This window comes from Hazenella coriacea (genome assembly GCF_004341825.1).
GTDB classification, from domain to species: domain Bacteria; phylum Bacillota; class Bacilli; order Thermoactinomycetales; family Thermoactinomycetaceae; genus Hazenella; species Hazenella coriacea.
In genome coordinates this window covers 665,557-683,735 of record NZ_SMAG01000001.1, presented here as the reverse complement: position 1 = coordinate 683,735, position 18,179 = coordinate 665,557, and the positions used below count along the sequence as shown (strand labels likewise).

The following is an 18,179-nucleotide window of genomic DNA, read 5'->3' as shown; positions in this document are numbered from 1 at the left end:
GAGAAATACTCATCTTATTTATCCTGAGAGTGAATATAACATAACTACTTTATCATGCTATTCAAAGAGAAAAGATGTGCAGACAAATTATTTACCATTTACAACATTTTGTTTATACAAAGTATACTAAAAATGGTAGAATATTAATTAGATTTAGTAGCCAACAATCGCTATTAAGGAGGCTTTTATGAGTAAATCTAATTATGGTCTTGGTCAATTAACAGATGAAGAAAAGTATTGGTTAGACCAGTTGTCATCTGAGATCAATATGAGTAGTTTTGTTACTTGCAATCCGACATACTCCGAAAGAATAAATCAAGATTTCCGTTACATATTTCCTGAGGAAATATCCAGTAAGATCATTAGTATGAGTAATCGATCTGAACATGGGGTACTCATCATTTTATTGAGTGGAATTCAGTATTTGTTATCGATATATACAGGCCAAAAAGATGTTGCCATTGGTGTACCAGCAATTAAATCAAAGTCAGGTGTAGCTTTTCAAGATCATAACTTAATCATACGAAATAAATTTCGTGAAAAAATGTCTTTTAAAGAATTTTTGCTTGAAGTGAAACAAAAGATTTCAGAAGCAAATAAACATCAGCGAGTGTCCCAAGATCAGCTGGCAAAGCTTCTAGGTCTCGATTCATCTAGTGATGAACTGAAACCTAGAACGATTGTCTTATTAGAGAATATTCAAGAGAATAACAGTGATCATCATCGATATGCAGATACAATTTTTAGATTTCGCTTGAGTGGTGAACAAATTGAATGCTGTATCTCATACAAAGCAGATGCGATGGGGAACTTAGTCGAAAAGATTACAGAACAGTTAACCCATTTCTATAGTTCAGTTATAAGTAATCCTCGTATACTTCTTTCCGAAATCGATATTTTATCAGAAGATCGAAACCGCATTCTATTTGAGTTTAATCAGACCGCTTCAGATTATCCCCAGGAAAAATCAGTTGTAGAATTGTTTGAATCACAAGTAGAAAGAGTCCCCGATCATATAGCTGTAGTATATCAAGATCAACAATTAACCTATAAGGAATTGAACGCTAAAGCAAATCATATTGCCAAAACATTAGTCGATCATGGAATCAAAGAAAATAGTGTAGTAGGTGTTATGGTTGAAAGATCGCTTGAAATGCCAATCGGATTTTTGGGGGTTTTAAAATCTGGAGGAGCGTATCTACCTATTGATCCCAATTATCCAGAGGATCGCATTAAATATCTTTTGCGTAGTTCAAAAGCAAAAGTCCTTTTGAAATGTAGTCATTTACATAGTGATTTTTCTTATCCAGGAATTGAGATTATGGATATTGATACGATATTGAATGAGGGAATATCAGGCGAAACAGTGAATCTAGGTTTAAAGTATGACCCAGAAGGTTTAATGTATATTCTTTATACATCAGGAACTACAGGAGAACCCAAAGGGGTTATGGTGAAAAGGCATTCATTTGTAAATCTACTAAATTGGTATACGACTGAATTTAATATTAAAGAGACCGACCATGTAATGCTCATTGCCCCAATTAGTTTTGATACAGCCCACAAAAATGTATTTGCCCCTTTAATTAAGGGAGGACGATTATATTTATATACGGCTGGACGATACGATTATAATGAAATGTCAGATGCTATTGAGCTTAATGAAATTCATTTAATCAACTGTACACCTAGCGGATTTTATCCTTTAGTGGATTACAATAAAAATACTGATTTCCGAAAGTTAATGACACTTAAACAAGTGATCGTTGGTGGAGAATCAATGAATCTAAAAAAATTGAAACCATGGGTTGAATCACCTAATTTTAGAAGTGAAATTGTGAATACCTATGGGCCAACCGAGTGTACAGATCTCGTTTCTTTTTACAGGATACATCCTCAAGAAATGAAGCAGTTAAAGACAGTCCCGATTGGAAAGCCGCTTAATAATACTCAAATTTATATTGTTGATAAAGACATGAATCCAGTGCCTATTGGCGTTGCTGGTGAGTTGTGTATTGGTGGAGTAGGTTTGTCTCATGGTTATTTTAATGCACCAGATTTAACTGAAGCAAAATTTGTGGAATGTGAGCTTCCAGGGAAAAAGGTTTATAAAACTGGGGATCTGGCCAAGTGGATGCCTGACGGTAATATTGAATTTATCGGTCGAAAGGATCACCAAACAAAGATCAGAGGTTATCGGGTGGAGTTAGAAGAAATAGAAACTCTACTTCTAAAACATGATGATATAGAAGAAGCAGTAGTTATAGCTATGAATGACTCTGATGGCTCTATGATCTTAAGTGCCTACTTTGTATCACATGTGAAATTAAAAAATTCGCAATTGAGGGGTTTCCTTTCAAAAATCCTGCCTGACTTTATGATCCCTGCTTATTTTACACAGCTAGAGAAAATGCCACTAAGTCACAATGGAAAAATTGATCGGAAAGCTTTGCCGGTACCTGACTTGGAAACATCAACAAGCTCTGACTACATTGCACCCGAAAATCAAATAGAACAACAGATAGCAGAGATTTGGGAAGAAGTTCTAGGATTTAAGAAAATAGGAGTCTATGATAACTTTTTTGAGTTAGGTGGACACTCCTTAAAAGTTGCTGCCATCGTATTGAAAATGAATCTGGAATTACAAGTCGATTTGCTGTTGAGTGATGTATTTAGAAATCCAACGATTAAAGAGCTAGCTCTTTATGTAATGGAGAAGCAAAAACATGAAACTTCGCTGATTTTCCCTTCAGAAGATCAGAAATACTATCCTGTTTCATCTCAACAGAAAAGACTATTTATTTTGTGGCAATTTGATCGCAACTCTGTAGCCTACAATTTGCCTTCAGCAACAATGATAGAAGGAAGTCTGGATCAACAGAAATTGATTGAAACTTTTAAACAGCTTGTTGATCGTCATGAATCATTGCGGACATCATTTGCATTCGTAGACGACCAATTGGTGCAACGTGTTCATCAAAATATAGAATATACTGTCGACTTCATAGAGGCTAAAGAAGATGAATTAATGAAGACCTTGAATAGCTTTATAAAGCCATTCGACTTAGAAAGTTCCCCATTGTTTAGGATCAAGGTTATCAAATATGGGGCAGATCGGCATCTGCTATTCACTGACTTCCATCATATTATCTTTGATGGTACTTCGATCGATATTATCATGAAAGAGTTCTCGGACTTATATTCAGGGACAACTCTACCCAACCCATCGTTACAGTACAGGGATTATGCGGTATGGCAGACAAAATGGTTCGAGACGGATGACTTTAAGAAGAAGGAATCTTATTGGCTTGATAGATTTAAAGATGATATTCCAGTACTTAATATCAATACAGATTATCCACGTCGATCCGTTCAACAATTTGAGGGGAACTGTCTATCGGTTACAGTAGACCAAGATTTAAAGTCTCGCTTGGAAGCAATAGCTGTGGAGAATAGGACAACCTTGTACACAGTGTTGCTTGCCGCACTCAATGTACTCATGTCCAAATATACTGGGCAAGAGGATATACTGATTGGTTCACCAACCGTGGGAAGAACCCGCCCCGGACTTGAGCAGATGATCGGCATGTTTGCTAATACGGTTGTAATGAGAAACTTTCCTTGCAATGATAAAACTTTTTGCGAGTTTTTGGATGAAGTAAAAGAAAATACATTGAAAGCACTTGACTATGATGAGTACCCGTTTGAAGTATTAGTGGATCAGTTGGGGATTCAACGGAACACAGGAAGAAATCCACTGTTTGATATCATGTTCTCCTTGGAGAGTGAGGAGAACACATGGGTAAATACAGATGAGTTGTCTTTTCATAGATTCCCATTGGAAAGTAATGTGACACAATTCGATATCGCTATCGATGCATTTGTAAAGGAGAAAACTATTGATTTAACATTCAAATACTCCACCCAATTATTTGCTGAGGAAACAATAAAGAGAATGGCTGATCATTTTCTTCGCTTGCTTTCAGAAGTGGTACGAGATTCGGATCTACCATTACAAGCGATTCGTATTTTATCCGAGCGAGAAGAGCAAACCATGTTAGTTAACTTTAACCGTACCCAGACGGATTATCCTTCTCATTTGACCCTTCAAGAGCTATTCATGCAAAAGGTAAAGGAGACCCCTTTCGAAATTGCAATCGAATTTGAGGATAATAAGTTAACTTACTCTGAATTAGATGCGAAATCCAATCAACTGGCTAGGTTTTTGAGAAAAAAGAATGTTGGAAGAGGCGATTTGGTTGGAATTGTTACAGAGCCTTCCTTGGAAATGATTATCGGAGTTCTTGGTGTATTAAAAGCGGGAGGTGCATATTTTCCGATCGATCCCAACTTTCCAATAAGCAGGGTAGAATATATGTTGGAAGACAGTCAATGTTCGTTAATATTAGCACAGCAACATTTAAAGGAAAGATATATTTTTGAACAGGAAGTCATCAGTTTGGATGACGAAACCATTTACAATGAAGATGATCTGGAGCTTAAAAACCTTAATCAACCTGACGATTTGGCATATGTCATCTATACTTCAGGTACAACAGGAACACCGAAAGGGGTTATGATCGAACATCGCAATATTGTGAATCAGATGGTGGGATTGATCGAGACATTGGATTTTGATCAAGAAGATCGTCATTTGTTACTTGCTAAATTCACATTTGATGTATCTGTGCAACATATGTTGCTTCCGATCTTATCTGGTGGTAAATTGTTCATTCCTGGGGGAGATTTGGTTAAAGAGCCGAAAAAACTTTGGAATTTCATCGTACAAAACCAGATCGGTGTTTTGGGTACTGTACCGACTCATATGAGAGTTCTGTTGAATCATTTGGATAAAAGTCATCAACTTCGGTACGTCCTCTTGGCAGGAGAAGTTTTCACAAAGAACTTGTACAATGAATTACAAAGAGTTGCCAATATCGAAAAAATCGTAAATTTATATGGACCAACCGAAACAACCATTTATACTACCTATCATATTTGTGATGGAAATGAAAAAAGTACGATTCCTATAGGAAAGCCCTTAAATAACTATAAAGTTTATATCCTGGATCAACATCTTCGTCCTGTACCTGTTGGGGTAACAGGAGAGTTGTGCGTCTCGGGTGCAGGAGTAGGGAGAGGGTATCTGAACAAACCGAATTTAACCAATGAACAGTTTGTTCCAGTAACTTTCCTTGAAGGTGAACGAATGTATAAAACAGGTGATCTTGCCCGATGGCTTCCCGACGGAAGCATTGAATATATTGGAAGACTTGACTACCAGGTAAAGATTAAAGGAGTCCGGGTCGAGCTGGATGAAATAAAAAATATTATTTTGAGCCACGGAAATGTGATGGATGCTACTGTTGTTGCAAAACAGAGTGAGTCTAATGAAAATTACTTATGTGCATATATAGTATCAGAGAAAGATTTGACCGTAACTGAATTAAGAGCATTTTTGGAGAACCATTTACCCGAATATATGATCCCCTCGTATTTTGTGAAGCTAGAAAGTATGCCCTTAACCGCTAGCGGCAAAATGGACATCAAAGCTTTGCAAACGAGAAACGAAGAGCACTATCTGTTGCCAGGATCTGAGTATTCTGCTCCAACAACTCCTTTAGAAAAGAACATTGCGGAAATATGGAAACATGTACTTGGGATGGGGCGAGTGGGGATTCATGATCGTTTTTTCGAGCTCGGAGGTAATTCGCTTAACATTATTCAAGTCAATGAGCGGTTAAAAGAAGAGTTAAACATCGATCTGCCCGTAGTGGAGTTGTTTAAACACCCCACGATTTATTCTCTCACTCAACAATTAAAAGTGAAGGAGGATAAAACTGAATTGACAAAGGCGGTGTCAGACCGAAATCAGGTGATGGAGGAATCGAAAAGAAGGCTGAAACAGAGAAGGCAAAGAAAGAGGGATTAAAATGGATCGTGGGACAAAGTTACCAGATGGAAACGGGTTGGAGATCGCGATTATTGGTATGTCATGTAGGTTTCCAGGTGGAAATAATATAGATTCATTTTGGGAGCGTTTACAGAATGGAACGTGCTCAGTCTCTTTGTATACAGATGAAGAGTTACGGGAAGCAGGAGTTAACCAAGAGGATTTACAAAATCCCCATTACGTGAAGGCGGGTGGAGCGATCACTCATACGGAATGGTTCGATACTCATTTGTTTCATTACTCACCTCGGGAAGCAGAAGTGATGGACCCGCAGTTAAAAGTTTTACACGAATGTGCATGGGAAGCACTAGAAAATAGTGGTTATTGTTCGGATCGTCATAACGGGTTAGTAGGAACTTATATCGGAAGTTCGACCAATCTGTATTGGATGGACACCGTTTACAGAGAAGCGAGCGACTTTTTAAAAGAGGCTGAGTTATTGAATGGCTCGCAGTTCTTTAGTACTAGATTGTCACATCAGCTAAATTTGAAAGGACCTAGTTATACTGTTCAAACGGCCTGCTCCTCTTCATTAGTTGCAGTTCATCTGGCATGTCAGGCGCTTTTGAGTGGGGATTGTGATTTAGCTCTAGCAGGTGGCGTTTCTATTACTTTGCCAGAGAAGAGGGGTTATTTATATCAGGAAGGCATGATCCTCTCACCTGATGGGATCTGTAGACCTTTTGATTCGAATGCGAAAGGAACTGTAAATGGAAACGGTGCTGGGATCGTCGTCTTAAAACGGTTAGAGGATGCCCTTGCTGATGGAGATTTTATATATGCGATTGTAAAGGGGTCTGCGATAAATAACGATGGCTCTTATAAAGTGAGTTTTACTGCACCGAGTGTTGAAGGACAAGCCAGTGCGATCAAAGCTGCTCATATGATGGCGGAAGTAGAACCTGAAAGCATTACTTATGTTGAAGCTCATGGTACAGGAACTATACTTGGCGACCCGATTGAAATCGAAGGATTGAAATTAGCATTTAATACAGAGAAAAGAAAGTTTTGTGGTATTGGTTCTGTGAAAGCGAACATTGGTCATCTGGATAACGCGGCCGGTGTTGCCGGTTTAATTAAGACCGCTCTCTCTCTTCAAAACTGTATGATTCCACCAACTATTAATTACGAGACACCCAATGAAAAAATTGACTTTGAAAATAGCCCATTTTACGTTAACACCGAATTGAGGGAATGGAAAAATTCTGAGTTTCCTTTACGAGCGGGAGTCAGTTCATTTGGAATTGGTGGAACAAATGCCCATGTTGTATTGGAAGAAAGTATAGATAGAGGAGTTTCAGATCCTGGAAAAAAGAATCAGCTACTCTTTTTTTCAGCCCAAACAATGAAATCTCTTGATGAAATGACCCGAAAGTTAGTTAACTATATGGATCAAAATTCTCATGTGAATCTAGCAGATATCGCCTATACACTTCACGTGGGGAGAAAACATCTGAGATACCAGAGGATGTTGGTCGCTTCCGAGCTAGAAGAGGCAAAACGAGAACTATCTCAACTAAACCCAGCAAAAGTGCACACCGCAATGTCTGAACAGACTAGCCGTCCAGTGATCTTTATGTTTCCTGGACAAGGATCTCAATATATGAATATGGGATTAGACTTATACAGAGAAGAGAAGGTATTTCGTGATGAAGTAGATCGTTGTTGCCAGATTCTAGAAAAGATACGAGGAACCGATTTGAGACATGTATGGTATCCACAGGATCAAAAGGTAGAACTGATGGATGAGATCAACCAGACCTCAAATGCACAGCCTGCTATTTTTATATTCGAATATGCATTGGCAAAAATGTTCATGGAATGGGGAATCCATCCTGATGGCATGATCGGGCATAGTATAGGCGAATATGTGGCTGCTTGTTTGTCAGGGGTACTCTCTCTCGAACATGCATTGACGTTGGTTTCAGAGCGTGCTGATCTCATGCAACAATTACCGAAGGGTTGTATGTTGAGTGTGATGGCTCCAGAGAGTAGAATTTTTCCATATTTAACAGCCAATTTGTCGATCGCAGCTGTAAATGGTCCATCATTCTGTGTCGTTTCTGGTTCATTTGAAGAGATCGAAAGCTTGGAGGAAGTACTACATCGCGAAGGTCTTCGATATAAAAGATTACAAACTTCTCATGCCTTTCACTCTACAATGATGGAGCCGATTTTAGATTCTTTTGGAGAGAAAGTGCAGGAGATAGAACTTCACAAACCCTTAATTCCTTACATTTCTAATGTCTCAGGAACATGGATCACGGCGATCGAAGCTACAGATCCACAATATTGGGTGAAGCATTTACGACAAACAGTTAAGTTCTCTGATGGTATCAATCAACTTTTAACAGATGCTCCAGCGAATATTTTCATTGAAATGGGTCCAGGTAGAGCATTAAGTACCTTGGTTCGGCAGCAGATTCGGGAAGAATCAGACCATGTGATTGTAAACACTGTAAGATCTCATGTAGCAAATATTTCGGATGATAAATATTTGCTACAGAGTCTTGGTAAGTTACAAATCCAAGGAGTAGGGGTCGATTGGCAAGAATATTATGCACAAGAACGAAGGTTTCGTTTACCTTTACCCACATATTCTTTTGATCGTCAGCTTTTTAGTATTCGTTCGGATGATGAAAATCGAACCATCCAGATTGCAACAGATGAGTTTATTGTCGAAGATCAAGGAACCCAATATCATGCATCAATGGAAGTGAATCATGATGTTGCTCCACAGTTGGATAAAGAACAAAAACTTATTGAAGCATATGAGAAGGTTACAGGTGTCAGGGATGTTAACCCCTATGACGACTTTTTTGAACTGGGAGGCAATTCGTTAAGTGCAGTCAATGTAGTGGCAAGGTTGCAAGAAGAGTTTCATATATCAGTTAGCCAATTGTTCGAGTATCCAAGAGTAGCTGATTTGGCGCAACAGATCACCGATAAGAAAGATAAAAATAAAGTTCCTAAAGAGATGTTAAAAAACTATTTGGTTGCGATGAGAGAAAGGCATCAGATCAGTGAAAATGGTGGTCAAGAATTTGCAGAGACCCGTCAATCCTATGAAGTGAGAACCCAAACATATCATTCACTGGATCTTTCTCGCCGATTGAATTATACAGATATTCTGTTGACAGGAAGTACAGGGTATCTGGGTGTTTATTTGCTACGCGATTTATTACAAAAGACTGATAGCAATCTCCATCTTATTATTAGAGCAAGGAGCCGAACTGAGGCTGAAAATCGGATCAAAGGTCAGCTCAGCTTTTATTTTGGTCCAGCTTTCTATGATCAATGTAAATCGAGAATGTTCGTCTATAATGGGGATTTAACCAAAATCCAAATGGGTTTGGATGTAAATGTGTATCAAAAGTTATGTAAAACGATTCAATGTGTGGTACATTCAGCAGCTGATGTTAGTCATTATGGAAAATATGCTGAAATCCATGAAGCCAATTCTGTGGCAACAAATAATTTGATCGATTTTTCGTTGAGTGGTAATAGAAAAGATTTTAATCATATTTCCACGATGGCTGTAGCTTCTGGTAAGGTGGAAGACCAAAAGGAATTATTATATACAGAATATGATCATGATCTTGGACAAGTGATCACTAATCCTTACCCCAAAACAAAGCTAGAAGCAGAGAAGCTATTAGTCGAAGCAAGAAAAAAAGGAGTACATGTCAATATTTTTCGCGTGGGCAATGTGGTATTTGACTCACAAACGGGTAGGTTCCAGAAAAACATAGAACAAAATGCATTGTATTCGATGATTCAATCGTATGTAAAGATTGGTCTAGTTCCAGAAATAGAAAGAGATACTGATTTTTCATGTGTGGATGATGTAAGTCGGTCAATTGTTTGTCTCTTTGATCAAGCTGAGCTTGTCAATGAGACCTATCATATTTTTAATCCTAATTATGTTAGCTTATCAGAGCTTTTAACGATTCCAAACCTGGAATTAGGTGTAAAACAGACATCCATAGAGGATTTTTTGGATTACATCTATGATGAAAAGCAAGCAAAGAGATTTTCGACGGAAATTTACAACATACAGCTACATAGTTTAGGAGACGAATTGAATTTAGATGTGGATCATCCAACCATATTCCACGTCACCTCTGATAAAACGACTATGTTGTTAAAGAAAATGGGTTTTGGATGGAAAGAAATGAATGAACAACAAGCACGAAAAATGATTGAGTATTGTCAAAGCGTAAATTTTTTCTAGATGATTGATCGAGGGGAAAAAAAGCAACTCATGATGGAGATGCTTATATACTATTTGCCATTCCCCAAACCTAAGAGAGGGGAATGGACTTTTCCTCTTCCTCAAAGTTTATGCACATGAGGAGATGAGATGTTGAGCTATAGATTGACCTAAGTAGATCATTTACGCCTATAGCTACGATGGATCAGCGAAGAAGAGCAGAAAGGTGTCGATAAGATGAACAGAGCTCAGGATCTCAATCATAGAGAAAAATTCCCTTTAAGCCACCCGCAAAAAAGAATCTGGTACATGGAGAAAATTAACCCTGATCAGCCATTTCATAATGTTGGTGGTACAGTCAGAATCAAAGGTGAAGTAAATTTCAACTTCCTTGAGCAAGCGATTAATCAGTTTGTAAAAGAGAATGAAGGGTTTAGGCATCGACTTGTAGAGAGCAATGGGGAAGTTCAACAATATGTAGAGGAATATCAAAAGCTCCACCTACGTTTTTTTGACTTTAGTTCACAAGAGAATAGTGATGAAGCATTTAAAAATTGGGTTCAAGAAGAGGCTACCCAACCCTTTCAGATTTATAATCATGCTTTATTCCACTTTGCATTATTCAAAATAAATGATCATGATAGCGGTTATTTTGTTAAAGCCCACCATTTAATTGCTGATGGATGGTCTATGAATATTTTAACCGAACAGATTTGTAATTCATATGTGAAGCTTTTAAAAGGTGAAAGACTAACAGTACAGGATCATGAGCCTTATACCTATTATCTTACACAGGAGCAAAAATATTTGAAGTCTAGGAGGTTTTTGAAAAACAAGCAATTTTGGAATGAAAAATTTGAAACGATTCCAGAGATAATTCGCGAAGCAGGCCTGGAGTGTGCAGAGGGAATCAGAAAAACTTATCATCTATCTTCTGATCAATCAGAGCGTATCAAATCATTTGTCGCTAACCAAGAGTCTTCGGAATTTGCCTTTTTTGTTGCTCTCTATCTGATGTATCTTAATAAATTAACAGGGAAGGATGACATCGTTATTGGTTTGCCTCTCTACAATCGATCAGGGAAAAAGGAAAAAAATATTGTGGGGATGTTTACTAGTACCATGCCTTTTCGCTTTCAGATTGATGGTGAGATGTCTGGACAACAACTAATCAAAGAGGTAAATAGTGAACTAATCCGTTGTTATTACCATCAGAAGTATCCTTATGATCTTCTCGCTCAAGACTTGAAGTTGCAAGAAAGGGAAAATGGACAATTATTGAATACATGTATTAATTATTACAATACCAATCTAGTCAATGAAGTAGACGGAACTCCCATAGAAAATAAGGAGTTTTACAACGGAAAACAACTTTATTCTCTCCAGCTCATTATTAGGGAGTGGTCAAGTTCCAATGAGATGGATTTGGATTTTGATTATAAGATTCAAGATTATACAGATGAACAAATTGAACAAATGTATCATTGTCTGCTCCACTTAACGAATCAACTAATCGCAAATCCTGATCAAGAGCTGGATCAATTCACTCTGTTACCCGATGACGAATGGAATAAGCTGATTTACGAATTTAATGTGACAGATCAGGATTACCCCAAGGAGAAAACCATATACCAACTCTTTGAAGAACAAGTAGCAAAAACACCTGAGCACATTGCACTCTGCTTGGATGATAAAAAACTCACTTATCGTGAACTGAATGAGCGATCAAATCAATTGGCACGATTTCTTTTAAAGAGAAATCTAAAGAAAGGCTCAATCGTTGGTCTATGTACTACACACTCACTAGAAACTATCATTGGAATTTTAGGGATTCTCAAAGCAGGAAGTGCATACCTGCCGATTGATCCAAACTATCCACCTGAACGAATTAAATACATACTCAAAGACGCGTCGATCTCTACACTACTAATAAACAGTCCAGTCTCTAACCATACGGAGTTGTCATATTTTAAAGGGGATATTATTCAATTAGACTCCACAGATATTTATACAGAAGATACTTCAAATCTTGGGGCTCTTAATGGATCTTCTGATCTGGCTTATGTGATATATACATCAGGTTCTACTGGACTTCCCAAAGGAACGATGATTGAGCATCAAGGATTAGTAAACTATACATGTTGGGCTAAGCAGGTATATATGGGCTCCAGTAAAAATGAGGTTTTTCCTTTCTATTCTTCCCTAGCGTTTGATCTTACGGTCACATCCATCTTTACACCTTTGATTAGTGGCAATCAGATGAGGATTTATCCAGAAGATGAAGATGAATATGTATTATATAAGATATTTAGAGAAGGGAAAGCAAGCATCATTAAGTTGACACCTTCTCACTTGTCCTTACTGAAAGAGATTGATCTTGAAACGTGTTCAATCAAGAAAATGATCGTTGGTGGCGAGCAACTGAAAGTAAGTCTAGCTAAAGATATTGTGGATCGTTTTGCTGGAGAGATCACTATTTACAATGAATATGGTCCTACAGAGACGGTTGTAGGATGTATGATTCACCCATATGATGTGGGAAAGGATACAGGAATCTATGTTCCTATTGGGGTGCCAGTACAAAATACAAACATATATTTGTTGAATAAGGATCTGAATCCGGTCCCACTCGGAGAAGTTGGAGAAATTTATATTTCCGGAGATGGAGTTGCGAGAGGTTATCTAAATAAGCCTGATTTGACACAAGAAAGATTTATGGAAGACCCCTTCAGGAAAAAAACACCTATGTATAAAACGGGTGATTTGGCGAGATTTATCGATGGGACAAAGATAGAATATCTTGGTAGAGCCGATGATCAGGTGAAAATTCGTGGATATCGTATTGAACTAGGCGAGATTGAAAAATCCTTATTGCTATACCCTAGCATCAAAGAAGCGATTGTTGTAGATCAAGAGGATCAAAATGGAAGTCCATATCTTTGTGCTTATTATACCGGGAAAGATACGATTTCTTCGTCGGAATTGCGAAGCTTTTTGGCTAAGAATTTACCAGCATATATGATTCCTACACATTTTTTCCAGCTCCATCGTATCCCGTTGACAATCAATGGGAAAGTTGACAGAGGCCAGTTACCAGCACCTGAAATGATTAGAAATGATATACATGTTGATGAAGTAAGAAATAACAAAGAAGAGGTTTTGCTCCAAGTCACTAGGGATCTATTGAATGTTAAAGTCAATCTGGAAGATAACTTCTATCATTTGGGTGGAGACTCTATTAAAGCGATTCAGCTTTCCTCTAATTTGGTTAATCAAGGGTTTAAAATTAGAGTGAAGGATATTTTGGCTCATCCAGTGATTAAAGATATGACTTTATACGTAGAGGAAGTGAGTCGAGGATCTTCCGAAAATAATCGTCCTTGTGAAGGAACCATAAAGTCTCTTCCATCTACTTCATGGTTTTTCTCACGAAATCTGCCCAATGTTCATCATTATACACAATCCTTATTGCTAAACCTAAAAAAGGATGTTGATATAAGCCTAATTGAAACAGCCCTTTACATGTTAGTCAGTCATCACGACTCCTTCAGATTAAATTACAATGACAAAACAGACACTTTATATTTCAATGCAGAGAACCTTACGAAAAAGGTTGAAATGGAAACTTTTGATTTATCAGATGTTTCTGCTTCGGAACAGCAATCGCAAATAGCGAAAATGGGAGAAATGTTAAAATCAAGTTTTGATATTAGAAATGATGTCTTGATTAAAGCTTGCCTTTTCCACCTAAGAGATCATAGTTTCAAGCTATTGCTCACGGCTCATCATTTAGCCGTGGATGGGGTATCATGGCGAATTATTTTGGAGGACCTGAACCACATCTACGAACAGTTGCATAAAAGCGAAAATGTCTCATTGTTACCAAAAACGAATTCGATTCAGGATTGGGCTCATGAATTGGAACAATTTAGCCAACGAATTGACGAAAAGGATCGTCAATATTGGAAGCATGTTTATGAACATCGGATGGAATCATTGAATGATTTTGATTTGGGTACAGATGAGATGGAGCATTGTGAATCATTCGTTCAAACATTAACTGAAGAACAAACAGAACAGCTTTTACTCAAAGCAAACGATGCCTATCGTACAAAACCTGATGAGTTGATGATCATCGCATTAGCACTTCTGATGAAAGATTATACTCAAAAAGATGACATCGTTATTGAAGTTGAAGGACACGGTCGTGAAGAGATCACAGAATATATCGATGTTTCAAGAACAGTTGGATGGTTTACCAGCTTATATCCAATCCAGTTAACAGTTCAAAATGTGGATCTTTCAATGCAAATCAAGCTGTTGAAAGATCAGTTGAGAAGGATTCCTAATAAAGGACTTTGTCATGGTGTTTTAAAGTATATTTCAGGCGAGTTGCCTAGTAACCCGCAAAAGTTAGTGAGGTTTAACTACTTGGGTGACTTTAATACTACATTTTCAAACGGAATTTTTGAATTTGCGGAGGAATATTCAGGTCAAGAAATGAGTGATCAAAATGAGATGGATTGTCTCTTAGATCTTGTTGCATACTCTGTCAATCAAAAACTAAAGATAACCATTTCATACAGTCGAAACAAATTTAAGCGAGAGACCATTGAACAATTTGCTCATGCTTATATCAAACAATTGCAAAGTTTAATTAATCATTGCTGCGATAAGGAGATTACTGAATTTACACCCACTGATTTTGAAACTACGAATCTCTCAATGGAAGATCTTGATCAAATTTTTAATGACTAGTCATCAATTGAACTAGGTTTCAAGTAGAAGTCGTGTGAGTGATGTTATCGCGTAGGAAGGAGGATGATGAAGGTCATCCTCTCTAACATCCTCATTAAAGTCAGATCTTAACATAGGAGAGGAGCACATCAGTAATGATTAGAGTAAAAAATATTTTGCTCATTCTTATGGTGATTTTACAATTGCAGCTAATCCCCACAGGGGTTGAGGCATCTAGTAATACGAAAGGCTTACCAAGTAATTATGAAGAACAAGTAGAAGCTTTGATTCACAAGCAAATGGCTGATGGGAAAATTCCAGGTCTATCAGTAGTGATTGTTAAAGGGGATCAAGCCATTTATAAAAAGGGTTTTGGCTACTCTGACCTTGAGAGCAAAAAGCCCATGACAAATCAAACCTTATTTGAAATTGGTTCAAATAGTAAAGCATTTACAGCTGTTGCGGTTTACGATCTTGTCGAGAAAGGCTTCATTCAATTAAATGATCCAGTACATAAATATTTACCTTGGTTTCAGATGAAATATATTGGTGAGTATAGAGGCCAGAAAGTGAACGGACCTGTAGATATAACCATCGAACAACTTTTACATCATACAAGTGGAATTCCGTTCAACTCCATTGGAAAAATTCCTGCGGCGACTGATGATGGTGCACTTGAAAAAACGGTAAGGGCATTATTGAATCAAGAGTTAGCATCTTATCCAGGTGAAGAATTTAGTTATGCCACTATCAACTATGATATTTTAGGACTCGTTATACAAAAAGTATCGAATCAGTCATTTGAAAGCTATATGGAGGAACACATTTTAAAGCCATTGCAACTCCAGCATACTTATTTGTTCCGTTCAGAAGCTGCTCAGCATGATCTATCTAAAGGTTATAAAATTGGCTTCCTAAGACCGATGGAGTTTGATGCTCCTATGTATCGAGGCAATACTCCAGCTGGCTATTTTATTTCAAATGCTGAAGATATGGAAAAGTGGCTCCAGATCCAGCTGGGTACATATACATTGAAGGATGCTGAGCAAAAATCGATTGAAAACACACATGTGCCCAACCGTTTGGTAGCCCCATCCCCAGATGGCTCTTCCTATGCGGGAGGATGGCAAGTATATCAGAAAGGTACTGGTGAACTTTCTCATGAGGGAAGCAATCCAAACTTCTCCTCCTTTATTGCATTTCGACCCCAAGAAGAGTTAGGGGTTGCTGTTATGGCAAATTTGAATTCAACTCATACCACCACGATTGGTCAGGGAATCATTGATCTTATGCAAGGGGATCCTTTGGCTGAGAATACAGGTGATATGTATAAAAGTATAGATGCAGCTTCTTTTACCGTGATCTTACTATTGATTCCGTTCATCTGTATTACGCTGTATTTTATTATTCTAACTCTCGTACAGATCATTAAGAAAAAAAGAAGATTAGAGAAAAATCCAGCTAAATATATAAGTGTTTCCTTGGCGTCACTAGCTTTTCTTCTAGTATTGGGATATTGCCTTTATAAAGTGCCCTCAGTCTTCTTTGATGGACTTTCTTGGGATTTTGTCAACGTTTGGGCACCTATTAGTTTAATCATTGCAGTGGGAACAGTGTTCTTAGCAGCGGTGCTGTTCTGTTTCTATCTATCTTTAGTATTTATGTTTCCACATCACAAAGGAAGAGATTTATTTCTACTGATTTCGCTCAGTATTACCAGTGGTTTCGGAAATGCTTTTATCATTTTTATCATCAATGAAGCCCTAAACCGAACCGGACAATCAGGAGAGAGTTTGTTTTTATACTTTGCATTAGGAATCATTATTTATGTAGTGGCCCAGAAGTTGGTTCGTACCAAACTAATCACTCTGACAAACAATTTGATCTATGAGATCAGGATTGATCTACTAGACAAAATTCTCCATTCTCCATATGAGAAGGTTGAGCAAATGGAGACAGGGGTCGTACAAACAACTTTAAATAATGATACTGAAGCAATTAGCAATCACGCTGCTTCTCTGATTACTGGTTTAACCGATTCTATTACTTTATTGTGTTGCTTAGTTTATTTGGGAATTATTAATGTCTATGGATTGCTAGTCTCTATTGTAGTAATTTTAGTTGCAGCTGGATTGTATTATGTGGTGGGAAATTCGGCGGACAAGTTATGGGAACAAACGAGAAGTATTCAAAATGTCTTTTTCAAATATATCAACGATTTGATTGGTGGATATAAAGAATTAAGTATGAATCAATCCAAGCGAGACCACTTTCGAGCGGATATGAAAGAAAGTTGTCACTCATATAAGAGTAAGAGAATTCAGGGTGGTCTTAAATTTGCCAATGTATTTATTATTGGGGAACTATTATTTACACTGGTAATCGGAGCCGTTACATTTTTGTTTCCGATCCTGTTCCTAGAGGTTGAAAGTCAGTCTTTGAAAAGCTATGTCTTTGTATTTCTTTACATGACAGGACCAATCCACAGTATACTCAACTCTATTCCTCATGCGGTACAGATGAAAATTAGTTGGAAGAGGATCCAAGGATTTGTAAAGCATTTAACAGATTTTGAAGTCGATCATGAAAAAACAAAATCTACGCCCCATTGTAAGGATGAGTTAACAATAGAGCTCAAAGGTGTAGAGTATGCCTATCATAATGAACATGGTGAATCGTTTTCAGTTGGACCATTAGATTGTCAATTTCAATTGGGGGAGATTGTTTTTGTTACAGGTGGGAATGGAAGCGGAAAGTCCACGTTGGCTAAGTTGATCACTGGTCTTTATTCTTGTGGGAAAGGCGAGATATTAATTAATAACCAAAAGATTAGACCAGATGAATTGGGCGAATTATACTCTGTGATCTTTAGTGATTACTACCTCTTTCATAAAATATATGGAGTGGATTGTGATGCTAAAGCAGAAGAGATCGAACAATATTTAAAGATATTACGGATTGATCAAAAGTTACAAATAGAAAATGGAGAATTTAGTACAACGAAACTCTCGACAGGTCAAAGAAAAAGGTTAGCTTTATTGATCAGTTATTTAGAAGACAAACCGATTTATCTGTTTGACGAGTGGGCAGCAGACCAAGACCCAGAATACAGGGAATTTTTCTATATGAACTTATTACCTAGATTCAAGGAAAAAGGAAAATGTGTGATTGCCATCACTCATGATGACCGATATTTCCATCTTGCTGACCGGGTCATTAAGATGGAGAGAGGGAAAATTATTGAAGAAAAGCAAGCGAATATGATCTCGTAAATAA

Annotated in this window: 4 protein-coding genes; all 4 read left to right on the top strand. The window is 37.5% G+C overall.

Features of this window, described 5'->3' with window-relative positions:
- Positions 1-187 precede the first annotated feature (187 nt).
- The 4 genes from EDD58_RS03195 (at position 188) to EDD58_RS03180 (ending at position 18,175) form a co-directional block, all read left to right on the top strand.
- Positions 188-5,932 carry a non-ribosomal peptide synthetase gene (locus EDD58_RS03195; RefSeq protein ID WP_131923377.1) on the top strand — a complete coding sequence of 1,915 codons (5,745 nt, stop codon included), beginning with the start codon at positions 188-190 and terminating at the stop codon, positions 5,930-5,932.
- Between the two features lies 1 nt (position 5,933).
- A complete protein-coding gene (locus tag EDD58_RS03190; protein WP_131923376.1) occupies positions 5,934-10,187 on the top strand; it encodes a type I polyketide synthase in 4,254 nt (1,417 codons plus the stop codon).
- Between the two features lie 216 nt (positions 10,188-10,403).
- The gene (locus tag EDD58_RS03185; RefSeq protein ID WP_131923375.1) at positions 10,404-14,924 is read left to right on the top strand and encodes a non-ribosomal peptide synthetase; all 4,521 of its coding nucleotides are present in this window, start codon (positions 10,404-10,406) and stop codon (positions 14,922-14,924) included.
- A gap of 134 nt (positions 14,925-15,058) precedes the next feature.
- Complete coding sequence (locus EDD58_RS03180; protein ID WP_131923374.1) at positions 15,059-18,175, top strand: cyclic peptide export ABC transporter; 3,117 nt, start codon at positions 15,059-15,061, stop codon at positions 18,173-18,175.
- Positions 18,176-18,179 lie beyond the last annotated feature (4 nt).

What these genes read in the sequence shown, in the direction of transcription:
- EDD58_RS03195 (WP_131923377.1), top strand. Translation starts at nt 188, where the DNA reads ATGAGTAAATCTAATTATGGTCTTGGTCAATTAACAGATGAAGAAAAG.
- EDD58_RS03190 (WP_131923376.1), top strand. Translation starts at nt 5,934, where the DNA reads ATGGATCGTGGGACAAAGTTACCAGATGGAAACGGGTTGGAGATCGCG.
- EDD58_RS03185 (WP_131923375.1), top strand. Translation starts at nt 10,404, where the DNA reads ATGAACAGAGCTCAGGATCTCAATCATAGAGAAAAATTCCCTTTAAGC.
- EDD58_RS03180 (WP_131923374.1), top strand. Translation starts at nt 15,059, where the DNA reads ATGATTAGAGTAAAAAATATTTTGCTCATTCTTATGGTGATTTTACAA.